The organism is Photorhabdus luminescens subsp. luminescens (genome assembly GCF_001083805.1).
GTDB lineage: Bacteria > Pseudomonadota > Gammaproteobacteria > Enterobacterales > Enterobacteriaceae > Photorhabdus > Photorhabdus luminescens.
The window spans coordinates 397,057-417,001 of sequence record NZ_JXSK01000003.1 but is presented as its reverse complement, the minus strand read 5'-3'; the positions used below and the strand labels follow the sequence as shown (position 1 = coordinate 417,001).

The following is a 19,945-nucleotide window of genomic DNA, read 5'->3' as shown; positions in this document are numbered from 1 at the left end:
GGTTTCTTTCCCATGTATCCATAATATTGATAAATTCAGCTCAATCTATACTTGTTTTTAAGTACTATTTCCCTCCAGCCAGATCAATAAAATTCCCGGTTACGTATGAAGCTTCATCTGACAGCAACCAGGCTATAGCCTGTGCAACTTCTTTCGGTTGCCCGCCGCGTTTCATTGGTAAGGAATTTTTCACCCGCTCAACGCGATTTGGTTCGCCGCCATCGGCGTGCATATTGGTATAGATAAATCCGGGACGAACGGCATTTACCCGAATTCCCTGATCGGCTACTTCCAGAGACAGGCCGATAGTCAAAGTATCGATTGCACCTTTCGATGCGGCGTAATCTATATATTCGTGCGGCGATCCCAGTCGGGATGCTGCGGATGAAACATTGACAATTGAGCCGCCTTGTCCACCATGTCGGAAAGACATTCTTTTAACTGCTTCCCGTGCACAGAGAAAACTGCCTACAACATTGACGGCAAAAATATCATTCAGGCGGTCAGCGGTGAGTTGTTCAATTGATGCTTGTGGTTTGAGAATACCGGCATTGTTCACCAAACCGGTTATACATCCGAGTTCTTTATCAATTCTTTGGAAGAATTCTACAACTTGTTTTTCATCGACGACATTGACCTGAATGGCGATAGCCTTACCGCCCATTTTATGGATAATTTCTGTGACTTCCAGCGCTTGAGCTTGATTAGAGAGGTAACCAATTCCAATATGATGTCCTTTTTCTGCCAGATAAAGCGCTGTTGCGCGACCAATGCCGCGAGATCCGCCCGTAATTAATGTGATTTTCTGCATAGTTTTCTCATTTGGAGCCGTTATTTTTGAATGACGCTTTTGAAATATAATATATAATTAATTACCTTCAAAAGCGTTTTTTACTTGAAAATTTCATGGATACAAAGTTGATTTATTTGTCCTTTTCATGTTGTTTATTTATATAACTTTGCATTATTTTTGATGACTGATTCAGATGTTCTAATACGGCGGAAATAGTTTCCCATAACTTTGGATCAGCTTCATCAGAATGACGGATGCTAAAACATCCTTTTATATTTTGGGCGGCATAGATAAGATGATTAATATTTTCTAATAACATTAGCGGTGCGACATTAAGATAATTTCCTTGCAACTCATTGAGTATTTTGTGAAATGATTCAAAATCATTCCTATCAACAGCATTTGTAAGCTTATCTATGTACTGCAATTTTTCTCTCATTTCCATTATATTTTACCTCTTTGTTTACTATTACATTAAAAATGACTGTGATTAGTCATCTTTATCCAAATATTCTTGTGCTAATTTTGATACATGATTTAGAAAATCTAACGCAGTGGTTTCCCATAATTCAGGAACAAATTCATCGTAATTCAAATTATGAAAGTCTTTTTCTACATCATCAGAATTACGGATGAAAATATTAATTTCTCTTATTAAACTTATTATATACCCTATGGATTTCAAGGTGCATCGCGGCGGCAAGGGAGCGAATCCCCGGGAGCATAGATAACTATGTGACCGGGGTGAGCGAGTGCAGCCAACAAAGAGGCAACTTGAAAGATAACGGGTATAGTTATTGGATATTGATGGTTTAGATAGTCAGTTACTATTTCATCTATTGTTTCGCCAAATAACTGACAATCTTGATAAAAATAAGTAATCATTAAATCATCTATATATTTTCTTTCTATTTCTCTTTCCATTGAATTAAACCTCTTTATTTATTTTTTTCAGTTAAGAATACTTTAATTATTCATCTTGTTCAGTATGCTCGTTTAAAAAATTTTGTGCCTTTTTTGATACGTGTTCTAAAAATTCAAGTGCTGTTAGGTGCCATATTTCGGGGAAAACGTCAGCATCAGAATAGATGAAGTAAAATTCTTTCTCTATATCTTTGGAATTACATATAAAAGTATTAATTTCTTTTATGACTTCTCTTTTCATTCTATTGCTTGTGTTACTAAAAAAATCATCTATAACATCATCAAGCTCAGGGCCAGATATTATTTCATAGTCCTGATTAAAATAAGCGTACATTAAATTATCCAAAAGTGGATATTGTCTGTTCATAAGCTAAACCTCCTTTTTTAGATAATCGCGTGCTCTTTTGGATACATAGTTTAAAAAGCCAAGTGCTGTAGCAGTATCCCAAAAGTCTGGGTCAAAGTCACTATAATAGAGAGCGTCAAAATCTTTTTCTATATCTTCTGAAGTGCTAATAAAAGAGTCAATCTCTTCTATTAATTTTTTTATCATTTCCTGAGTTGCAACATTAAGAAAGCAATCTTTGACTTCATCCATAGTTTCTCCATACAATAAGTCATAATCTTGACAAAAATAAGCGCCTACTAAGATGTCTAAAAATGGATATTGTCCGGTCATTTTAATTGGGGCCTTTCATATTATTGCGATCTCTTGGTAATCAAAATCAATAGAATTTCTTGAAATATATAAGCCATTCTTATTGATTAAATTTCCTTGTTTGTTGTCTGAAAAAACGTTTAATTACTCATTTTTATCCAGATAATCTTTTGCTCTTTTTGATACATATTGTAGAAATTCAAATGCTGTGGTTTCCCATAATTTAGGGCAAAAGCTAGAACTATGATAGAGAGTTTGAAAGTCTTTCTCTATATTTTCTGAATTATGGATAAAAGACTCTATTTCCTCTATTAGCTCTTTCTTCATTGCTTCATTCGTGGTATCAAGATAGTCATTTATGACATCATCAAGCTCAGGGCCAGATATTATGTCATAGTCTTGATTGAAATAAGCAAACATTAAGAGATTTAGTTCCATCTTCTTCTCCATAAATTTTAATTAAATTTTGGGAATGCTGTTAGTATATAGTTATATAGTATTGTTTACCGTTAAATTCAGAATGCCTTAATTACTCATCTTTTTCAGTATGCTCGTTTAAAAAATCCTGTGCTTTTTTTGATACATGCTCTAAAAATTCAAGTGCTGTGAGTCCCCACCATTCTGGGAGAACGTCAGCATCATGGTAATGATAATCAAATGTGCTCTCTACATCTTCGGAAATGTCAATAAGATCATTGATTTCTTCTATTAACCCTTTTCTCATTCCCTGAGTTGCGACATGAAGAAAATCATTGATAACATCATCAAGCTCGGGGCCTGATATTATATCGAAGTCCTGATTAAAGTAGCCATGCATTAGAATATCTAGAAATGGATATTGTCCGGTCATAAGCTAAACCTCCTTTTTTAGATAATCCCGTACTCTTTTGGATACATGATTTAGAAAATCTAATGCAGTAGTTTCCCATAACTCTGGATAGAATTCATGACCCAAATTATCAAAATCTTTTTCTACATCTTTTGAGTTACTAATAAAGTAATCAATGTCCTCTATTAATCCTTTCATAAATATGGGAGGTTCGCTATTTAAATATTCAGTTATTACCTCATCTATTGTTGTTTCGCCAAATATGTCACAATCTTGGTTAAAATAAGCCCCGATAAAATTATCTAAGTGTTGTGTTTCTTTTTTTCTTTTCATTGCATTGACCCTCTTTATATATGATTAATATTTAGGAAAGGCGGTTAATATATAGTACGGCTTACCATTGAATTCAGAGTAATATAAAACAACTCTCACTTTATATAATTGGTCTACTCCTTCAACACCTTTGGTAATGCCGATGCCAACTGGTACTTTTGAAACATCATCTATAGTTAACCTGCTACCTCCAAAAGCATATTTCGTCCAGTTGGTTATTTTTGCCTGATTATTTTTGATGGTATTTGAAATCACTTTCTCTGCTATTTTTATATCATAAAAACAACTTGATTCTTTCATTGTTTTAGATATTAAAAACCTCGCTCTCAACTCCTGCTCAGATAACCCAACATGTTTAAGCAAAGTATGCCCACCCGGTTTTAACCCTGTAGGCGATTCATGTTCAATTAACTTAATCCTGCCTACCCGTACAGAAGCAACTCTAACAGCGCCTGCTATTGAAGCAAATGACAATGGCACAGCGATATCGACGGTAAGCCCTATTTCAGAAGCGGTGTAATCATCAGCTCCAAATTCTTTTGCTAAATTTACCGCCTCTTGATAAGTTTCCGTCGAGGTTTCTCTGCCGGTAATTATTTGACTGGCAGAAGCATTCATTACATCAAGACTGTGCGCGCCGATAATAACGCAGGCAGCTTTAGTTAGCGTTGAAGGATCAGGCGCCAGACAAAGAGCGCCAGCGCCAATCAGTTCAACGACTCCCGCTGCTAAACTTGCCCCACCTAATATTCTGTTACTCCAAGTCTCTTCCTCGGTAATGGTATTATCCGACAGGATCGCCGCAAGTTGCACAGGTGATAAAACAATGCGTAACCCATTCTCAGACTCTGAATCAACAGGGGTATCAGTTAAATAAGCGGCATTATTCATCGTCAATAAACCCTGTCATCCCAGAAGCTATAAGAACCGGTGGAGCAGGCCAGATTGTTCCACGTGATATTTTTATAAGTGAAGCAGATAATTTCTTGTGGTACGCCGGCATTATTATCTCTGGAATGCGGAAAATGGCATTTTATGCTGGAGATAAAGGCGTGGCCTAGCCTGATGGAGTAATTTTTTTCTAATCCTCCGGTTGGTGATGTTCGATAATTCTCAAACAGGCATTCTAGCTCTTCATTTTCATCGAAGCTTCGCGTCAGTAAAGGCGAAGATTTATCGACAGGTTTTATTACCATAACCGGATGATGGGATACGTGTTGTTCCCTCGTCATTAAATGTTGAAGAGAGTAAATAAAAATCTCATTCTCATGGCCGTGCTGGTAATTATTTCCTATAGAGTTTAAGGAACCGCAGCCAGCGGAGATCAACCCCTGTTTTTTGCCTTTCAATGTTAGATAAATGATATTTGCCATACTGGTTGCTCCTCTTAATGTGCTTTTTTTATCCTGCTGTAGGGTGTGTGTAAAAAGCAATCAAAAATTTATAAATTTAAGATAATTTACATTTGTAAGAGGAATAAATTAATAAAACCGGAATACTTAGATATGTGGTATCAAAGTATTAAGAGGGACTTAAAGATCTGGACTATCAAGATGGTATGTTTGTGACGATCACATAGCGTGAGTTGATATAGTGTGAGTTGACATTCAGGTAACGCCCAGTAACTGTTACCTGAATATTTGAAACTATTCTAAACGCATACGATGAATCTGATAAAGAACCGCCACACCCAGTATCCTAGCAAAGCAAATGTAATAACATTAAGAGAAAGTGATTTGAATCTTTTCTTCACAGTTGCGTAAATTAGGGGGGACATAATCAGTAAACATGTTGGAGCAAATACATCACGATTATCATCTATCAGCTCTCTGTAGACAATACAGAGATTATCTATATCCTGACCACCGATATAATGCTCTTCTTCTAAATATGACATCATATATATAAATAATGCACAAAAGATAGCATAAGTGATATTTAAAACTATGGCTGATTTGCTCATGCTTGAATTCTCATGATTATATGAAGTCTATGACATCAGAAAGTGGGAATCCGAATTCGACTGCCATATAGTAAGGATTTTGCATATGTTGTGTTTCCTTTTCTTAAATAAATTTATTTATATCGGCACTCCGGTTGCCATCATTTATCCTTCAAAAAGTTCCAGTGAGTTACAGAGTCTCAGTATATTCAGAATTTTAATTCTTGGAAGTGATTTCGTAATAAAAATGAGTAAGTTTAGCACGAATTAATAGCACGAGATTTGCTGAACAAGCAGAATAAAATGCCGGGCTTGGTATAATTAGCATGGATATTTATTTTTCGTGAATATTTCTTTCTCGCCAATAACTAGGCGAGCTGCCGACTAATCGATTAAAGAAGCGGGCAAAATAGGCGGGATCTTTAAATCCGAGCTGATAAGCAACTTCAAATACTGGGCAATCACTGAATAATAATAGTCGTTTGGCTTCACGCAGTTGACGATCGAAGATGAGTCGTTTCGGCGGACGATTGGTAAACCGACGGCACATATCTTTTAATCGCGATTCTGTAATACCTAACTTATGGGCATATTCCGGTACGGAAAGATGATGATGATAATGATTGTCTATTAATTGGTTAAAGCGCTGAAACAATTTAATTTCTCCTCGCACGCCATTTGTCGGGTGATCATCAAGAGGAATATTACGCAATAACAGGGTAAATATGGCTTGCGCTAAAAATGTCAGCGATTGCTCTCGACCGATAAAGTTATTAAATGATTCACGGGCGATTAACGCCCAATAGTGATTAAAAGCGGCTAGCTCTTCCGGTTTATCAGCAACGGATAGGCAAATAGCCGGAATATCAAGAATATCTTTATTAGCCGGATAGAGAGATTCTAATAACGGTAATATCAGATCTTGCCGCACGGTAAGGACATATCCGTCACTATCATCTTGAGTGAAAAAAGCGTGAGGAACAGAGGGAGGAGTCAGGATAAACAGCGGCGCTTGTACAGAATAATGTTGAGCATCCAACTGTAATTCAATGTGGCCGGTGATCAAAAAATGAAGTTGGAAGAAACCATCGTGACGATGAGCTTGCATATTACGACCAAAAAATGCCGCCATCCGACCAAAGGTCTGATAATGCACATCATCAGTGCCTTGGGTTTCATCATAATCCTTGCTGATATCAATATTGGCAATGATAGGCTCGGTCATGATGGTTTTTCCTTTTTATTGAAATTACTGCGCTATTCTCTGTCTGGCGTGTTTCATCGGAATTAGCCAGATAATGGCTGCGCCAATGACCAGTAACCCGGCAACAAAATAGAGACCGGTATTAAAGCTTCCTGTTTGATCTTTCAGCCAGCCGATTAACAACGGACTGAGGGCTGAACCTATATTACCTGTAGCGCTAATAACCGCAATGCCGATTGCTCTTGCCCGTAAGCTAATAGCTTGATCCGGCGTGGTCCAGAAGACCGCCATTGCGGTAAATGAACCGGTTGAAGCCATAATAATTCCAATGAGCTGAATGACGCTATGGTTGGTCAATGAGGTTAATATCCAGCCCACGGCGGCGAACAAATAGGGTAGAGCCGTATGCATTTTACGTTCTTGTAATCGGTCTGAACGGCGACTCCAGTAAACCATCCCGATGATGGTGCAAAATTGAGGAATGGCGGTCAGAATGCCGATCATGATGTTACTGCTGCCTTGATTGAAGCTTTGCACAATCTGTGGCGTCCAGATATTAATCGCACTCAGAGTATTGGTTAGACAGAAGTAGGCCAAGGTATACATCAGCATGATCGGCGCGAAAATCTCACTCCATATGCCGCGTTTTTGCATTGCCTGATGAGTTGATGAACTTGCCGGTTGAACTTGAACGGACTGGTCGTTATCCATCATCTCTTGTAAGCATTTTTTGTCTTCATCTGTCAGCCAGTTAGCGCGTTTGGGTGAATCATCAAGATAGAACCAAACGACAATTCCCAATAATACCGAAGGAAAACCTTCCAGCAAAAATAACCATTGCCAGCCGTGAAGGTTCAGGAGGCCATCCATTTCCAGAATATAACCGGAAGCCAGAGAACCAAACGCCATCGTCACCGGCATTGCCACCATAAACAGCGCATTGGCGCGGGCGCGATAGTAAGCTGGAAACCAGTAAGTCAGATACAACAGGATACCCGGCACGAAACCTGCTTCGGCGATACCGACCAGCATACGCAAGATATACAGACTGGTTGGTCCGGTAGCGAACATGGTGGCGGTGGAGGCGATCCCCCAGAGCGCCATGATCGCGGCTATCCAGCGTCGCGCTCCGACAATGCTGAGCATGATATTGCTAGGAATGCCGAAAATGACATAAGTGACATAGAACAGCGTTGCCGCCAGACCGAACATTGTGGCGTTCAATCCAAGATCTTTACCCATTGTCAGGCCGGCAAACCCAATATTAATTCGATCCAAAAACGAGAATACAAATAAGACGAATAGGAAAATAATCAGGCGACGGAATAACTTGTTAATGACGGATTGCTGTTGTGCCGTTAGCGGTTTATGTTGACCAGTCGGGAGATCCGGCTGTTGCACAGCAGTTGATGAATCGCTCATTGTTATTTTCCTTAATTACTGTTTTATATGTATTACGTTGTTTAGGAAATTAAAAGCTTGTTGAATAAATCGATTGTTAAATGGTGATTGCTAAGATTAATAAACACCGGGTGAAGGTGTTGCCGGCAATTCTTTGTCCGCAATAAATCGTGCCGCCAGCGCTTCCGCTGTCCGAGCCAGTAAAGTTGTATCAATACCGACAGCAACGAATAGAGCGCCGAGTTTCAGGTAATGCTCGGCAACATTGGGTGCTGACATCAGAATGCCCGGCGCTTTACCCGCCGCTTTGATTTGAGCGATTGCCTGCTCAATTGCGGCTTTCACTTCAGGATGTTGCGGATTATTGATAAAGCCCATATCGGAGCTCAGATCCGCCGGGCCGATAAAGACGCCATCCACACCGTCTACTTCGAGGATCTCCGGTAGGTTACGGAGTGCTTCACGGGTTTCCACTTGAAGCAGAACGCAGATTTCATCGTTGGCGCGATGTAGATAATCAGGAATTCTGTTCCAGTGGGAAGCTCTTGCCAGAGCGCTACCCACACCACGGATACCCTCCGGTGGATAGCGGGTTGCGCGGACAGCTTCATAAGCCTGCTCGGCGTTTTGTATCATGGGGATTAATAACGTTTGGGCGCCGATATCCAGTAGCTGCTTGATGATGACCAGATCATTCCAGGGTGGGCGCACAATGGGATGGCTTGGATAAGGGGCGATGGCTTGTAATTGGCTTAGAATCGTCTGAACATCGTTCGGTGCGTGTTCGCCATCGATAAGCAGCCAGTCGAAACCGGCTCCGGCCACTAATTCAGCACTATAGGGCTGCAAAGCCCCAACCATAGGCCGATTTGTGGGCGGCCTGCTTTTAACGCCTGTTTAAATGTGTTGGTTAACCGATCCATATTTTTCCTCCTTAAACAAAACGGCAACTGATAGCGCCGATGGGGCCATAATCCACATGGAAGGTATCCCCTTTATTGGCTGGAACCGGGCGGGTAAAAGATCCACTGAGAATGATTTGTCCCGCTTCAAGTTGAACGCCATGTGGGGCCAGTTTGTTAGCTAACCATGCGACACCGTTAGCCGGATGATTAAGTACCGCAGCCGCGACGCCGGATTCTTCAATCACGCCATTGCGATAGAGCAGGGCGCTGATCCAGCGTAAATCAAACTCGTCAGGTTTTATCGGCCGCCCGCCCATAATGACGCCGCCGTTGGCGGCATTGTCAGAAATCGTATCGAACACCTTGCGTGGACGTTTAGTTTCCGGATCGATGTTATGGCAACGGGCGTCGATCAATTCCAACGCTGGAATGATGTAATCGGTCGCATTGTAAACATCAAATAGCGTGCAGTTCGGGCCACGTAAAGGTTTTGCCAGAATGAATGCCAGTTCAACCTCAATACGAGGCACAATAAAGCGATCGCATGGAATATCACTGCCATCAGGGAAAAACATATCATCCAGCAGAGCGCCGTAGTCCGGTTCACTGATTTGTGAACTGGCTTGCATAGCTTTTGAGGTCAGGCCAATTTTATGACCTTTGAGTACACGACCTTCGGCAATTTTCAACTCCACCCAGTGACGCTGAATGGCATAAGCATCATCGATGGTGATTTCAGGGTAATCCAATGAGATCTGGCGTATTTGTTCACGGCTTTTTTCTGCCTGATGCAGACGATGCGCAACCTGTGATACGACTTCTTTCTGTAACATGCGGTTAAACTCCTGTGTCCTCAATGCCGCCAAAGCAGAGGTATTTCACTTCCAGATAATCTTCGATGCCGTAACGTGAACCTTCACGTCCCAGGCCCGATTGTTTAATGCCGCCGAATGGGGCAACTTCATTAGAAATCAAACCTTCATTGATCCCGACCATGCCGCTTTCCAGCGCTTCTGCCACACGGTAGATCCGACCGATGTCGCGGGAATAAAAATAAGCCGCCAGACCAAATTCAGTATCATTTGCCAGACGGATGGCTTCTGCCTCATCACGGAATTTGAAGAGTGGGGCAATAGGCCCGAATGTTTCTTCTTGGGAGATAAGCATGGATTCATTGACATCAGCCAGTACGGTAGGTTCGAAGAATAGACCGCCCAGAGCGTGTGGTTTACCCCCTGCCAATATGCGTGCGCCGTGGGAAATGGCATCATTGATGTGTTCCTCTACTTTATCGACGGCGGCTTGATTGATCAGGGGGCCTTGTTGTGATTTGGCGTCGCTGGCCGGGCCAACCTGCAACCGATTAACGGCTTGCGCCAGACGTTCGGCGAAAATGTCATAAATGGTTTCCTGCACCAAAATTCGGTTAGCGCAAACACAGGTTTGACCGCTGTTGCGGAATTTAGCTATTAACGCCCCCTGTACAGCGGCATCAATATCGGCATCATCAAAAACGATAAATGGCGCATTGCCGCCTAATTCCAGCGATAGCTTTTTCACGGTGTCGGCACTTTGTGCCATCAATAGCTTGCCGATACGGGTTGAACCAGTAAAAGAGAGTTTGCGGACAATCGGGCTTTGGGTCAGAACTCCGCCGATGGTTTTCGCATCAATGCCAGTCACCACGTTGAATACGCCAGCGGGAACGCCAGCTTGTTCCGCCAGCGCGGCCAGCGCCAGAGCGGAAAGCGGGGTTTCTGAGGCAGGTTTTAGGATCACTGTACAGCCAGCGGCCAGCGCAGGGCCAACCTTGCGCGTGATCATGGCATTGGGGAAGTTCCACGGTGTGATGGCGGCCACAACGCCAATAGGTTGTTTGATCGTGACGATCCGTCGACCTGGCATCGGGCTTGGAATAGTTTCACCGTAGGTGCGTTTACCTTCTTCCGCAAACCATTCGATAAAGCTGGCGCCATAAGCGATCTCGCCCATTGCTTCTGCTTGCGATTTTCCTTGCTCCCGGCTTAACAATTCAGCTAGTGCCTGTTGATTTGCCATCATTAACTGAAACCAACGTTGCAGGATCTGGCTGCGTTGTTTGGCTGTCATTGCTCTCCAGGCAGGCAGGGCTTGTTGAGCGGCGGCAATTGCGCGTTCTGTTTCAGCGGCGCCTACATTACTGACGTGTGCGATAACTTCACCATTTGCTGGGTTAGTCACCTTAAAAGTTGCTTGGTTGTCGGCATCAACCCACTGCCCGTTGATATAAGCTTGTTGACGTAATAATTCTATATTTACATTAAGTTCTGTATTTACATTATTTGTCATAATTTTTTTCTCCTGAAGACGCTTGGGTGAGTGGTTTTCGCTGGTAGAACGTGGCTAGCTGTTGGCATAACCAACATAATCCAGCGCAAACTGCCATCACAAGGGCCATAGCAAAAGGGGTTTCATCTTGTAGTAAAGAGACGGCGACACTGGCGAATGCTGCCATAGCGAATTGCGCGGAAATAGCGAGCGCGCTGGCGCTACCGGCAAGTTGACCGCGATGTTGAAGTAATAAAGAGAGGCTGTTAGTGCCAATGGCATTAACCAGCGAGATAAACAGTACGACCAAAATGACGATTACAGTCAGACTTTGCTGATAAAAGATAACCAGTAAGATGCCGAACAGTAATTGAATACTGGTTTGGATAAATAACAGACGAGAAAGATCGTAGACTTTTAGCAAACGGACATTGAGTAGCACGATTGCTATCATGCCTAGCGCATTACAGGCGAACAGTAAGCCGTAGTAATTCGCTGGAACCTGAAAGTAATTGATATAAACGAAAGGGGAACCACTGATAAATGCGAACATGGCGGCACAAGTGAATGCCAATGTGCCGATAGTTGCCATAGCTTCGCCGTCAGTCAGTAACTTGCCGTAATTTTTAAAAGCAGTGATAAGTTTTCCATTGTTACTCTGAGCGGGCAGCGTTTCTGGCAATAAAAATAGTAATAATATCCCACTGATACAACCGAACAGGCTCAATAGCGTAAATATGGCCTGCCAATTGAAATAGGTTAACAGTAAGCCGCCAAGTAATGGGGCGATAAGCGGCGCTATCATGGTCACTAAAGTCATGAGTGATAGCACGCGTGGTAATTGCTGTGGGCTATAAATATCACGGGCGATCGCTCGGCCCATGACCACGGCGGCCCCGCTGCCAAATGCTTGTAATGCGCGTAGTAAAATCAGGTGTTCAACTTGTGTCGCCAATGTACACAATGCACTGGCAACGACGAATAATGCGATACCGCTGAGCAGCAGTTTTCTGCGCCCTAAATGGTCGCTCAGTGGGCCGTATAACAGCATGCCAATACAAAAACCGGCGAAAAATACGCCTAAGGTATGTTGCATTTGCCCTTGTGTCGCCTGTAATTGCCTTGCCATTTCCGGCAAGGCTGGCAGGTACATATCAATCGACAGAGGCCCGAAGGCCACCAATGCGCCTAATAAAGGGATTAACCAACGAGGAGGATGCTGATGAAAAGGCTTCGGCATCACTACTCCTTACGAAACAGGGCATGGACGTTGTTTTGTTTGTAGTTCAATACCGGATCTAATTCTTCCATTGTAAAAGAAAGAGCAAGGTAACGTTGCGCCATCAGCGAGGCAAAATGTTGTTTGATCAGGGGAAACAGTATCTCACCAACCTGTTGGCGGCTTTCAAGGCTGCGTCCTGCGCCGATTTTCAGCGTCATATGGACAAAGGCGTAATCATGTTGACCATCGGCCATTTGCCAAGTGTCCAGCCAAATAGCGCGGCTGCGTATGCCGGCTAATGGGAAAATGCCAGTATCCGCCAGCGCCTGATTCACTTTGGCAAACAATTCTGGCAAGTTGGCTTGTTCACGGATATTTTCTGTACATTCAGCATAAAAATGTGGCATAGGTTGCTCCTAATCAGGCGATAGCGGGTTTATTGGCGATGTAGTCAGGCAGCGGGAATACGGCGTTGACTTGTCCGGTGCCGGAACTGGCAAACAGTTCAGTCAGAAATTCCACTTTACCGTCATATTTATCCCAACCGAGTAGACCTAATAGCATCACGGTGTCGTGCATATTGCCTTCGCCATAACAATAATCTGCATATTCCGGCAGCATCTTGCAAAACTCTTTGAATTTGCCCTCTTTCCAGAGCTGAACCACCCGATGATCCATCTGTTCGTCGAATTCTCGGGTGTAGCTGTTCATGCCCTCTTCAGCGCGTTGATCGTCAATAAAACGATGAGAAAGGGAACCGCTGGCGAGGACCGCAACGGTGCCGTCATATTTCTCAATCGCTTTCAGAATCGCTTCCCCAAGACGACGGCTATCTTCAAAAGCGTGGACCGTGCAGAATGCGGAGACAGAGACGACTTTAAAATGCCGGTCGCTGTTCATGTAACGCATCGGCACCAGCGTGCCGTACTCCAGTTTCAGGCTTGGGATTTCATGCGCCTGAGCACGCACGCCGAGATTGCGCGCCTCTTCTGCGATTATTTGCCCCAATTCAGGATTGCCGTCATATTCGTAACTCATATCCCGGATGAAGTGGGGTAATTCATTACTGGTGTAAATGCCGGAGAAATGGTCGGCGCAATTGATGTGATAGGCACTGTTCACTAACCAGTGCGTATCAAACACAATGATGGTATCGACCCCCATTTTACGGCAACGGCGACTGATCTCTTTGTGACCGTCAATAGCTCCCTGACGGCAACCGTGATGCTTCCCCGGTAGTTCAGACAGATACATGGATGGTACATGTGTAATTTTGGCTGCTAACGCTAACTTACCCATAAAATCCTCATTTGATATCAGGACGGCGAACCGAAATTCGCCGTGGTTAACGCTGATGAAACGGTTATACCCCCCAACGCGGGATTGGATGATCCCCCATCGAGATACAGACGTTTTTCATCTCAGCAAATACTTCAAAACTGTATTCGCCGCCTTCACGGCCGGTGCCGGAGGCTTTCACGCCGCCGAATGGCTGACGCAGGTCACGGACGTTTTGGGTGTTGACGAATACCATGCCGGCCTCGATATTACGGGCCAGACGTAAGACTTTGCTGACATCCTGCGTCCAGATGTAAGAAGCCAGACCATACTCCACGTCATTTGCCAGGCGCAGACCTTCTGCTTCATCTTTGAATGGCAGCAGGCAGGCGACAGGGCCGAAGATCTCCTCCTGAGCAACTCGCATCCGGTTATCAACATCCGCCAGCACCGTTGGGCGTAGGAAATTGCCGTCTTTCAGGTGTGCCGGCAAATCAATCGGTTTATCGGGGCCGCCGGCCAGCAGGGTTGCGCCTTCTTCTACTCCCAGACGGATGTAACCGGAGACTTTTTCCCAGTGTGGTTTGCTGATAAGTGCGCCGATCTGAGTATTTGGATCTTGAGGATCGCCAACCCGTAAACGATTAGCGCGTTCAGCAAAACGTTTAATAAACTCAGGATAGATGCTTTCCTGAATGAAAATACGTGAGCCTGCGGTACAACGTTCACCATTGATAGAAAAAATGGTGAACAGGGCGGCATCCAGTGCCCGCTCAATATCCGCATCTTCGAAGATTAGAACCGGAGATTTCCCTCCTAGTTCCATTGAATATTTTTTCAGGCCGGCATTTTTTATAATCTGACGACCGGTTACGGTGCCGCCGGTAAACGAAACCGCCCGTACATCGTGATGTTTCACCAGCGCGTCACCGGCGGTAGCGCCATATCCCTGAACCACATTCAGCACACCGGCAGGGATACCGGCTTCCAAAGCCAATTCTCCTAAACGGTTTGCCGTTAATGGGGAAAGTTCTGACATTTTCAGCACTGCGGTGTTACCTAGCGCCAGACAGGGTGCAACTTTCCAGGTTGCGGTCATAAATGGCACGTTCCACGGAGAAATCAGCGCACAAACGCCAACGGGTTGCACCAGCGTATAGTTGAGCATCTTGTCATCAACGGGATAGGTATGGCCGTTCATTTGCTGACAAATTTCAGCAAAGAAGTTGAAGTTGTGAGAAGCGCGTGGGATCAGAATATTTTGTGTTTGATGAATGGGAAGACCGGTATCTTTGGTTTCCATTGCGGCGATTTCAGGCACATTCTCATCAATCAACTCACCCAAACGGCGCATCAGACGTGCACGTTCTTTCATCGGCAGATCGGCCCATTTAGGGAAGGCTTCCTTTGCGGCGGCGACGGCTTGATCAATCTCTTCTTGCCCGCCGGCAGCGACTTCAGCCAGCACTTCGCCGGTAGCAGGATTGGTAGTTTCAAAATAGGTTTTACTGCTGACGTTTTTGCCGTTGACCCAATGGTTAATTACGGTCATTACAGATTCTCCTCATACTCTTGCTGGCTGACAATACGGTTGACCAGACGCCCTACACCTTCAACTTCAACAATAACTTCATCTCCTGGCGCCACATCGGATAATCCTTTTGGCGTGCCGGTGGCGATCATGTCTCCCGGTTGCAGCGTCATAAAGTCGCTTAGATAAGCGATCAAGAATGGGATATTGAAAATCAGATCAGCCGTTGTGCCGCGTTGACGCAATTCACCATTAACCCAGGTGCTTAATGTCAGATTATGCGGATCGGGCACATCTTCTTTATCAACGAACCACGGACCGATGGGGGTCAATGTATCGCGGCTTTTTACCCGAAGGTTAGGGCGATAGTAATTTTCCAGATAGTCACGGATTGCGTAATCGTTACAGACGGTGTATCCGGCAACGTAATCCATAGCGTGTTCTTTAGCGACTTTGTGGGCGGTTTTGCCGATGACAACAACCAGCTCAGCCTCATAATGCATGTATTCCACATTATCAGGGCGAACAGAAACCTGACGATGACCGGTTAGCGTATTGGCGGCCTTGATAAAAACCAGCGGTTCTTTGGGGGGCTTAAATTCCAGCTCAGTGGCGTGATCTGCATAATTCAAACCGAGGGCAAACAGGGTACCGTTTGCGGGTGGCAGCCATTGAACGGATTCGCCGGTGATTTTACTGCCATCAGGCAGACAGACATTTTCCTGTTCATCGACGGTAACAAGCAAATCGCGGCCTTGATAGTGAACTCTTGCGTGTTTCATGCTTTTTCTCCCACTTGCACAACCTGATTTTCCAGTGATGGGAAACCCGCTGCCCGAATAACAACTTTGTCGCCCGGTTTGATAGCCACGCGTTGGTGTGGCGTTCCAAGCAGGATCACATCCCCCTCTTTAAGGGTTGCGAAATCACTCAATGCTGCAACTAATTCCGTGGCTGAACGCACCAGATCGGCTGTTGACCAGCGATCAACTTCCTGACCATTGATTTCGGTAATAATATCTAACGCATCAATTGATTCAGGATTGGTCATTTGGCCTATAGGGCAAAAACCATCGCGGCACTTAGCTTTTATTGCCGGACGATAGAAAGCGGTTTCAGGCAGGCTGACTTCATTCGCTAATGCATAACCTGCGATATATTCGGCTGCGTTTTCAATAGCAACTTTGCGGGCGGTTTTACCTATTATTAATGCCAGCGTCGCACCGCTTTGAACCTCTTCACCGACAGGATGGGGAATCGCTTCACCGGAGGTGATAACGGTATTCCGTGGTTTAATAAACCACACTGGTGTCTTAGGTAAAGTGTTATAAGGTGCTTGCTGAAATGAGTCATGCCAGAAATCTATTTGGCTCTGATGGTTGAGGGCTACGGCGAAGACAGTGCCTTTCATTAACGATTCCTCATGAAAACTTAAACGGGTGGTTTTATACCCTTCATCTTTCAAGCTGCTGCTTTGTTGGCTGCTTTCACTCACCCCAGTCACATAGTTATCTATGCTCCTGGGGATTCGTTCACTTGCCGCCGCGCTGCAACTCGAAATCTATTAGGTATAAGATGCATTTATTAATATATTAATAAACCACAAGACGCATTGTTGCAATATGTTAATGTGTTTGTTAATTTTAATTGTGATCTCAGTAACAATATCTCTACTAAATTTATTTTTTATCTTTATTAATCAACGTATTAATATTTTTTTGGATAAAGCGATTGATTCTACATTAACCTTTTATTAACTTGATTTTCTGAGTTTATTTTTATTTACTTATTAATATTTTTATGATTTTTTCTTTGTGGTTGATTGGGGGACGTGCTAGTCTTTTTATTGTAGTTATAGAGTGAGATAGCACTCTCGACAGAGAGTAAATCAGTGATTAACTAAGATAAGAGCCTTCATTACCCATGCATGAATCTCTGACAATTGCACTACTTCAGGCGCGAGAAACCGCGATGGGTTTTTTTCGCCCAATCCTTAAGAGTCATAATTTGACTGAACAGCAGTGGCGTATTATTCGTGTACTGTCTGATAATCGGTCGATTGATTTTTATGATTTATCTTGCCAGACCTGTATTCTTCGCCCAAGTTTGACTGGGATATTGACTCGCATGGAGCGTGATGGCTTGATCTTTCGTCTTAAACCGATGAATGACCAGCGCAAACTTTATGTTTCTTTAACGCCGGATGGTCAGAAACTTTATGACAAGGCGAAAGAGCAGGTGGAACAGGGATATCAGGCGATTGAAAAAGCCTTTTCGCCGGAAAAATTGGTTCAGCTTTCAGCTTTGTTGGAAGAATTAATTGCTGTGGGCAATAACTCGCTGATAAATACAGAAAAGGATATTAAATAAATAGAATCTTTATTGAAAATGATGGTAATGAATAATAGTGAAATTGGTGAGTATAATCAGCAATTATCAGTTTTATACCCGTTATCTTTCAAGTTGCCTCTTTGTTGGCTGCGCTCGGTCACCCCGGTCACATAGTTCGCTATGCTCCCGAGGATTCTCTCCCTTGCCGTCGCGATGCATCTTGAAATCCATAGGGTATAACTATTGAATAATTAGCGTTAATATTTCCTGTGGGTAGATAATAAATTGCCCACGAAATATTGTACCTGTTGGGTAATGATGGGTGAGAGTTTCCCGCAACACCAACGTTATTTCATTATTTTCGAGGGATAGGGCAGTAATTTCAGCCGCTTCAAAACCAAAGAATCGTTTTACTTGTGGATAAAGTGCTTTATATAAGCTCTCTTTTACTGAAAAGGCAAGAGTAAACGCTTGTTCAAATGGTAAATGATAATGTTTCAGAAGTTGAATTTCTCTGTCATTCACAATCATTTTTGTGATTTCATCTATATTTTGACGATCAACGATAGCTTCTACATCGACACCAATTAATCTGTTATTAATTTGCGGCGCAGCCAGCACAATTGCACAATAAGTTGAATGAGAAACAGAACCGCAAATACCTTCCGGCCAGATTGGCGCGCGATCATTACCAGAGATCAAATTAAATTCGGGTTGCCCTAATTGCGCTAAAAGTTGTCTGGCGCAATAACGTGCTGCCAGATATTCAGCCCGCCGTTTCTTGACGGCTTTAGTTAATGTGTCAGGGAAGGGGAGATTGAATTGATTGAACAATTCATCGTGATAATGTGAAAGTTCAAAGTGAGTTTGCCAGAAATGCACTTGGGGGTGTTTAACAACCGTTCCATACTCGATTTGAGTGATAAATCCACTGCCATCTTTTGGCAGCGGTGCTTGTTTAGTGTGTATAACTGTTTGTTCCATGTTGATTATCCAGATAAGAAAATACTAGATAGTTTATACTTAATATCACTCATATTGAACGGTAAAATGTGCTATTGCGTTAGCTTTTCCACCTGTTATTCGATCATCGGTCTGGTAATAACGGGCAGTGAAAGGTAAATTATAACGAGAATTTCTGTCAGAATAACCTACAACAAATGGCTTTCCAATAGGAATGGGAGTTCCCATATATAAGATTTGTACACCAACTCCTTTTGCTGTATTTGCTGTATTTGCTGTATTTGTTGTATTATCTCTGTCTAATTGAATAATACTATCTGGTGCGCCATTGATTGTTCTTGCTGAAAATGTAATTGTAGGTTTGATTTTTTCTGTACATTCAATGCCGATATTAAAATCAGCATGACCAGCGGTTGTTCCTATTCCTTTAAACGAAGAACTATAAACATCATGAAATTTAACGGTTTGATCGCCAGATAGAGCCATGCAACCTTGAGCAGTAACATGATATCTTGTTTTGTTTCTTATTGTTAATAGGCGGATGCCGTTCGATGTTTGTAATATGGAAATTATTCCAGCATGCAATGATCTCCCCGATTTAATTTCACCTTCTTTATAGAGATAAACATCAATATCGCCGATATCTTTCCAGGTGATTTTTTTCTTTTCTGGCGGGTAATATATATAACTTCTGCCATCCGCTGTGGGATATCTCATATTATTTAGGTTCCCGGTAGGAGCAACAAAATATAAATAGAGATTCTCTATGCCTGTTGTTAATTTTCCTGTCCCATGCTCCGTATTACCTGCCATGCCAAGATAGATACTTTCACCAAAAACCAAATATCCGTTGTCATCACATGAAAAAATAGGGTCATTTATATTTAGCCCCATACTGCTAGCTAATTGTTCAGTACTGAATCTGGCGACATGAATACTTTTAGTGTCTGATGTATTTAAGTCTAATTTAAGTGAATTTAAATCAAAATAGACAGTGCTGTTACTCGTTGTGGATTCTAAAATACAAGCAGCATGTATTTTATTGATATTGAACATTAAAACAGCAGAAATTAATAACCGTAAATAAGATTTCATATCTATGCCTGTTGAGATTTACTCTTAATTACTGACAACAAAATTTACTAATAACACCATTTATTAATAACATAATGAAGCAAGAGTAGTGCCATTATCTTCCCGGTATAGTTTATTAGTGAAATTAATAGGGCAGATTTATTTATCGTCTAAATCAGGTTTTAATTCTGCGGTATTATTAACATCACGGAGGAAAATTTCTCTTTTTTCTCATGTTAATGTGATGTTA

At 42.8% G+C, this 19,945-nt stretch carries 24 protein-coding genes and 1 pseudogene; 1 reads left to right on the top strand and 24 read right to left on the bottom strand.

Features of this window, described 5'->3' with window-relative positions; genetic code table 11:
• Positions 1-64: 64 nt before the first annotated feature.
• The 22 genes and pseudogenes from TI10_RS10230 to TI10_RS10120 all read right to left on the bottom strand — a co-directional run bounded on the left by TI10_RS10230 (position 65) and on the right by TI10_RS10120 (position 16,738).
• Positions 65-811, bottom strand: a complete 747-nt coding sequence (locus TI10_RS10230) for an SDR family oxidoreductase (RefSeq protein WP_049583201.1) — start codon at positions 809-811, stop codon at positions 65-67.
• Positions 812-923: 112 nt separating this feature from the next.
• Positions 924-1,238 carry a hypothetical protein gene (locus tag TI10_RS10225; RefSeq protein WP_049583200.1) on the bottom strand — a complete coding sequence of 105 codons (315 nt, stop codon included), beginning with the start codon at positions 1,236-1,238 and terminating at the stop codon, positions 924-926.
• A 236-nt stretch (positions 1,239-1,474) separates the two neighbouring features.
• A complete protein-coding gene (locus TI10_RS26335; RefSeq protein ID WP_049583198.1) occupies positions 1,475-1,717 on the bottom strand; it encodes a contact-dependent growth inhibition system immunity protein in 243 nt (80 codons plus the stop codon).
• A gap of 46 nt (positions 1,718-1,763) precedes the next feature.
• Positions 1,764-2,084: a contact-dependent growth inhibition system immunity protein gene (locus TI10_RS10210; RefSeq protein ID WP_049583197.1), complete on the bottom strand. Its 321-nt coding sequence runs from the start codon at positions 2,082-2,084 to the stop codon at positions 1,764-1,766.
• Positions 2,085-2,087: 3 nt separating this feature from the next.
• Positions 2,088-2,396 (bottom strand): contact-dependent growth inhibition system immunity protein, encoded by a 309-nt coding sequence (locus tag TI10_RS10205; protein WP_049583196.1) that lies wholly within the window; start codon positions 2,394-2,396, stop codon positions 2,088-2,090.
• 123 nt (positions 2,397-2,519) lie between these two features.
• Positions 2,520-2,813 carry a contact-dependent growth inhibition system immunity protein gene (locus tag TI10_RS10200; protein WP_049583195.1) on the bottom strand — a complete coding sequence of 98 codons (294 nt, stop codon included), beginning with the start codon at positions 2,811-2,813 and terminating at the stop codon, positions 2,520-2,522.
• Positions 2,814-2,904: 91 nt separating this feature from the next.
• Positions 2,905-3,225 carry a contact-dependent growth inhibition system immunity protein gene (locus TI10_RS10195; protein WP_049583194.1) on the bottom strand — a complete coding sequence of 107 codons (321 nt, stop codon included), beginning with the start codon at positions 3,223-3,225 and terminating at the stop codon, positions 2,905-2,907.
• Between the two features lie 3 nt (positions 3,226-3,228).
• Complete coding sequence (locus TI10_RS10190; RefSeq protein ID WP_049583193.1) at positions 3,229-3,537, bottom strand: contact-dependent growth inhibition system immunity protein; 309 nt, start codon at positions 3,535-3,537, stop codon at positions 3,229-3,231.
• 24 nt (positions 3,538-3,561) lie between these two features.
• Complete coding sequence (locus tag TI10_RS10185) at positions 3,562-4,428, bottom strand: RNase A-like domain-containing protein (protein WP_049583192.1); 867 nt, start codon at positions 4,426-4,428, stop codon at positions 3,562-3,564.
• A 2-nt stretch (positions 4,429-4,430) separates the two neighbouring features.
• A complete protein-coding gene (locus TI10_RS10180; protein WP_049583191.1) occupies positions 4,431-4,910 on the bottom strand; it encodes an Hcp family type VI secretion system effector in 480 nt (159 codons plus the stop codon).
• A 278-nt stretch (positions 4,911-5,188) separates the two neighbouring features.
• Positions 5,189-5,500: a YjeO family protein gene (locus TI10_RS10175; RefSeq protein ID WP_049583190.1), complete on the bottom strand. Its 312-nt coding sequence runs from the start codon at positions 5,498-5,500 to the stop codon at positions 5,189-5,191.
• Positions 5,501-5,813: 313 nt separating this feature from the next.
• Entirely contained in the window at positions 5,814-6,704 is an 891-nt protein-coding gene (gene hpaA, locus TI10_RS10170) for a 4-hydroxyphenylacetate catabolism regulatory protein HpaA (protein ID WP_049583189.1), read from the bottom strand.
• A gap of 24 nt (positions 6,705-6,728) precedes the next feature.
• Positions 6,729-8,105 (bottom strand): 4-hydroxyphenylacetate permease, encoded by a 1,377-nt coding sequence (gene hpaX, locus TI10_RS10165; RefSeq protein ID WP_049583188.1) that lies wholly within the window; start codon positions 8,103-8,105, stop codon positions 6,729-6,731.
• A 96-nt stretch (positions 8,106-8,201) separates the two neighbouring features.
• Positions 8,202-9,007, bottom strand: a pseudogene (gene hpaI / locus TI10_RS10160) (4-hydroxy-2-oxoheptanedioate aldolase).
• An 11-nt stretch (positions 9,008-9,018) separates the two neighbouring features.
• On the bottom strand, positions 9,019-9,822 hold the full coding sequence (hpaH, locus tag TI10_RS10155; RefSeq protein WP_049583187.1) for a 2-oxo-hept-4-ene-1,7-dioate hydratase: 804 nt from the start codon (positions 9,820-9,822) through the stop codon (positions 9,019-9,021).
• Positions 9,823-9,826: 4 nt separating this feature from the next.
• Positions 9,827-11,317, bottom strand: a complete 1,491-nt coding sequence (locus TI10_RS10150; RefSeq protein ID WP_049583186.1) for an NAD-dependent succinate-semialdehyde dehydrogenase — start codon at positions 11,315-11,317, stop codon at positions 9,827-9,829.
• On the bottom strand, positions 11,307-12,536 hold the full coding sequence (locus tag TI10_RS10145) for a Bcr/CflA family multidrug efflux MFS transporter (protein WP_080985019.1): 1,230 nt from the start codon (positions 12,534-12,536) through the stop codon (positions 11,307-11,309). The genes TI10_RS10150 and TI10_RS10145 overlap by 11 nt, the downstream gene beginning before the upstream one ends.
• Before the next feature lie 2 nt (positions 12,537-12,538).
• Entirely contained in the window at positions 12,539-12,925 is a 387-nt protein-coding gene (locus tag TI10_RS10140) for a 5-carboxymethyl-2-hydroxymuconate Delta-isomerase (protein ID WP_049583185.1), read from the bottom strand.
• 13 nt (positions 12,926-12,938) lie between these two features.
• Entirely contained in the window at positions 12,939-13,817 is an 879-nt protein-coding gene (gene hpaD, locus TI10_RS10135; RefSeq protein WP_049583184.1) for a 3,4-dihydroxyphenylacetate 2,3-dioxygenase, read from the bottom strand.
• A gap of 64 nt (positions 13,818-13,881) precedes the next feature.
• A complete protein-coding gene (hpaE, locus tag TI10_RS10130; protein ID WP_049583183.1) occupies positions 13,882-15,348 on the bottom strand; it encodes a 5-carboxymethyl-2-hydroxymuconate semialdehyde dehydrogenase in 1,467 nt (488 codons plus the stop codon).
• Positions 15,348-16,109, bottom strand: coding sequence for a fumarylacetoacetate hydrolase family protein (locus TI10_RS10125; protein ID WP_049583182.1), 762 nt, complete (start codon positions 16,107-16,109; stop codon positions 15,348-15,350). The genes hpaE and TI10_RS10125 overlap by 1 nt, the downstream gene beginning before the upstream one ends.
• Entirely contained in the window at positions 16,106-16,738 is a 633-nt protein-coding gene (locus tag TI10_RS10120; protein WP_049583383.1) for a fumarylacetoacetate hydrolase family protein, read from the bottom strand. The genes TI10_RS10125 and TI10_RS10120 overlap by 4 nt, the downstream gene beginning before the upstream one ends.
• 512 nt (positions 16,739-17,250) lie before the next feature.
• On the opposite strand from TI10_RS10120, the gene hpaR reads away from it, so the two are divergent.
• Positions 17,251-17,697, top strand: coding sequence for a homoprotocatechuate degradation operon regulator HpaR (hpaR, locus tag TI10_RS10115; RefSeq protein WP_049583181.1), 447 nt, complete (start codon positions 17,251-17,253; stop codon positions 17,695-17,697).
• A 201-nt stretch (positions 17,698-17,898) separates the two neighbouring features.
• Here the strand turns inward: hpaR and TI10_RS10110 are convergent, their stop codons facing one another.
• Positions 17,899-18,642: a 4'-phosphopantetheinyl transferase family protein gene (locus TI10_RS10110; protein ID WP_049583180.1), complete on the bottom strand. Its 744-nt coding sequence runs from the start codon at positions 18,640-18,642 to the stop codon at positions 17,899-17,901.
• A gap of 45 nt (positions 18,643-18,687) precedes the next feature.
• The gene (locus tag TI10_RS10105) at positions 18,688-19,716 is read right to left on the bottom strand and encodes a fimbrial protein (RefSeq protein WP_049583179.1); all 1,029 of its coding nucleotides are present in this window, start codon (positions 19,714-19,716) and stop codon (positions 18,688-18,690) included.
• Positions 19,717-19,945 lie beyond the last annotated feature (229 nt).

Bases quoted from the DNA above. Each gene is read 5' to 3' on its own strand.
- TI10_RS10230 (WP_049583201.1), bottom strand. From the start codon at position 811: ATGCAGAAAATCACATTAATTACGGGCGGATCTCGCGGCATTGGTCGC.
- TI10_RS10225 (WP_049583200.1), bottom strand. From the start codon at position 1,238: ATGGAAATGAGAGAAAAATTGCAGTACATAGATAAGCTTACAAATGCT.
- TI10_RS26335 (WP_049583198.1), bottom strand. From the start codon at position 1,717: ATGGAAAGAGAAATAGAAAGAAAATATATAGATGATTTAATGATTACT.
- TI10_RS10210 (WP_049583197.1), bottom strand. From the start codon at position 2,084: ATGAACAGACAATATCCACTTTTGGATAATTTAATGTACGCTTATTTT.
- TI10_RS10205 (WP_049583196.1), bottom strand. From the start codon at position 2,396: ATGACCGGACAATATCCATTTTTAGACATCTTAGTAGGCGCTTATTTT.
- TI10_RS10200 (WP_049583195.1), bottom strand. From the start codon at position 2,813: ATGGAACTAAATCTCTTAATGTTTGCTTATTTCAATCAAGACTATGAC.
- TI10_RS10195 (WP_049583194.1), bottom strand. From the start codon at position 3,225: ATGACCGGACAATATCCATTTCTAGATATTCTAATGCATGGCTACTTT.
- TI10_RS10190 (WP_049583193.1), bottom strand. From the start codon at position 3,537: ATGAAAAGAAAAAAAGAAACACAACACTTAGATAATTTTATCGGGGCT.
- TI10_RS10185 (WP_049583192.1), bottom strand. From the start codon at position 4,428: ATGAATAATGCCGCTTATTTAACTGATACCCCTGTTGATTCAGAGTCT.
- TI10_RS10180 (WP_049583191.1), bottom strand. From the start codon at position 4,910: ATGGCAAATATCATTTATCTAACATTGAAAGGCAAAAAACAGGGGTTG.
- TI10_RS10175 (WP_049583190.1), bottom strand. From the start codon at position 5,500: ATGAGCAAATCAGCCATAGTTTTAAATATCACTTATGCTATCTTTTGT.
- hpaA (WP_049583189.1), bottom strand. From the start codon at position 6,704: ATGACCGAGCCTATCATTGCCAATATTGATATCAGCAAGGATTATGAT.
- hpaX (WP_049583188.1), bottom strand. From the start codon at position 8,105: ATGAGCGATTCATCAACTGCTGTGCAACAGCCGGATCTCCCGACTGGT.
- hpaH (WP_049583187.1), bottom strand. From the start codon at position 9,822: ATGTTACAGAAAGAAGTCGTATCACAGGTTGCGCATCGTCTGCATCAG.
- TI10_RS10150 (WP_049583186.1), bottom strand. From the start codon at position 11,317: ATGACAAATAATGTAAATACAGAACTTAATGTAAATATAGAATTATTA.
- TI10_RS10145 (WP_080985019.1), bottom strand. From the start codon at position 12,536: ATGCCGAAGCCTTTTCATCAGCATCCTCCTCGTTGGTTAATCCCTTTA.
- TI10_RS10140 (WP_049583185.1), bottom strand. From the start codon at position 12,925: ATGCCACATTTTTATGCTGAATGTACAGAAAATATCCGTGAACAAGCC.
- hpaD (WP_049583184.1), bottom strand. From the start codon at position 13,817: ATGGGTAAGTTAGCGTTAGCAGCCAAAATTACACATGTACCATCCATG.
- hpaE (WP_049583183.1), bottom strand. From the start codon at position 15,348: ATGACCGTAATTAACCATTGGGTCAACGGCAAAAACGTCAGCAGTAAA.
- TI10_RS10125 (WP_049583182.1), bottom strand. From the start codon at position 16,109: ATGAAACACGCAAGAGTTCACTATCAAGGCCGCGATTTGCTTGTTACC.
- TI10_RS10120 (WP_049583383.1), bottom strand. From the start codon at position 16,738: ATGAAAGGCACTGTCTTCGCCGTAGCCCTCAACCATCAGAGCCAAATA.
- hpaR (WP_049583181.1), top strand. From the start codon at position 17,251: ATGCATGAATCTCTGACAATTGCACTACTTCAGGCGCGAGAAACCGCG.
- TI10_RS10110 (WP_049583180.1), bottom strand. From the start codon at position 18,642: ATGGAACAAACAGTTATACACACTAAACAAGCACCGCTGCCAAAAGAT.
- TI10_RS10105 (WP_049583179.1), bottom strand. From the start codon at position 19,716: ATGAAATCTTATTTACGGTTATTAATTTCTGCTGTTTTAATGTTCAAT.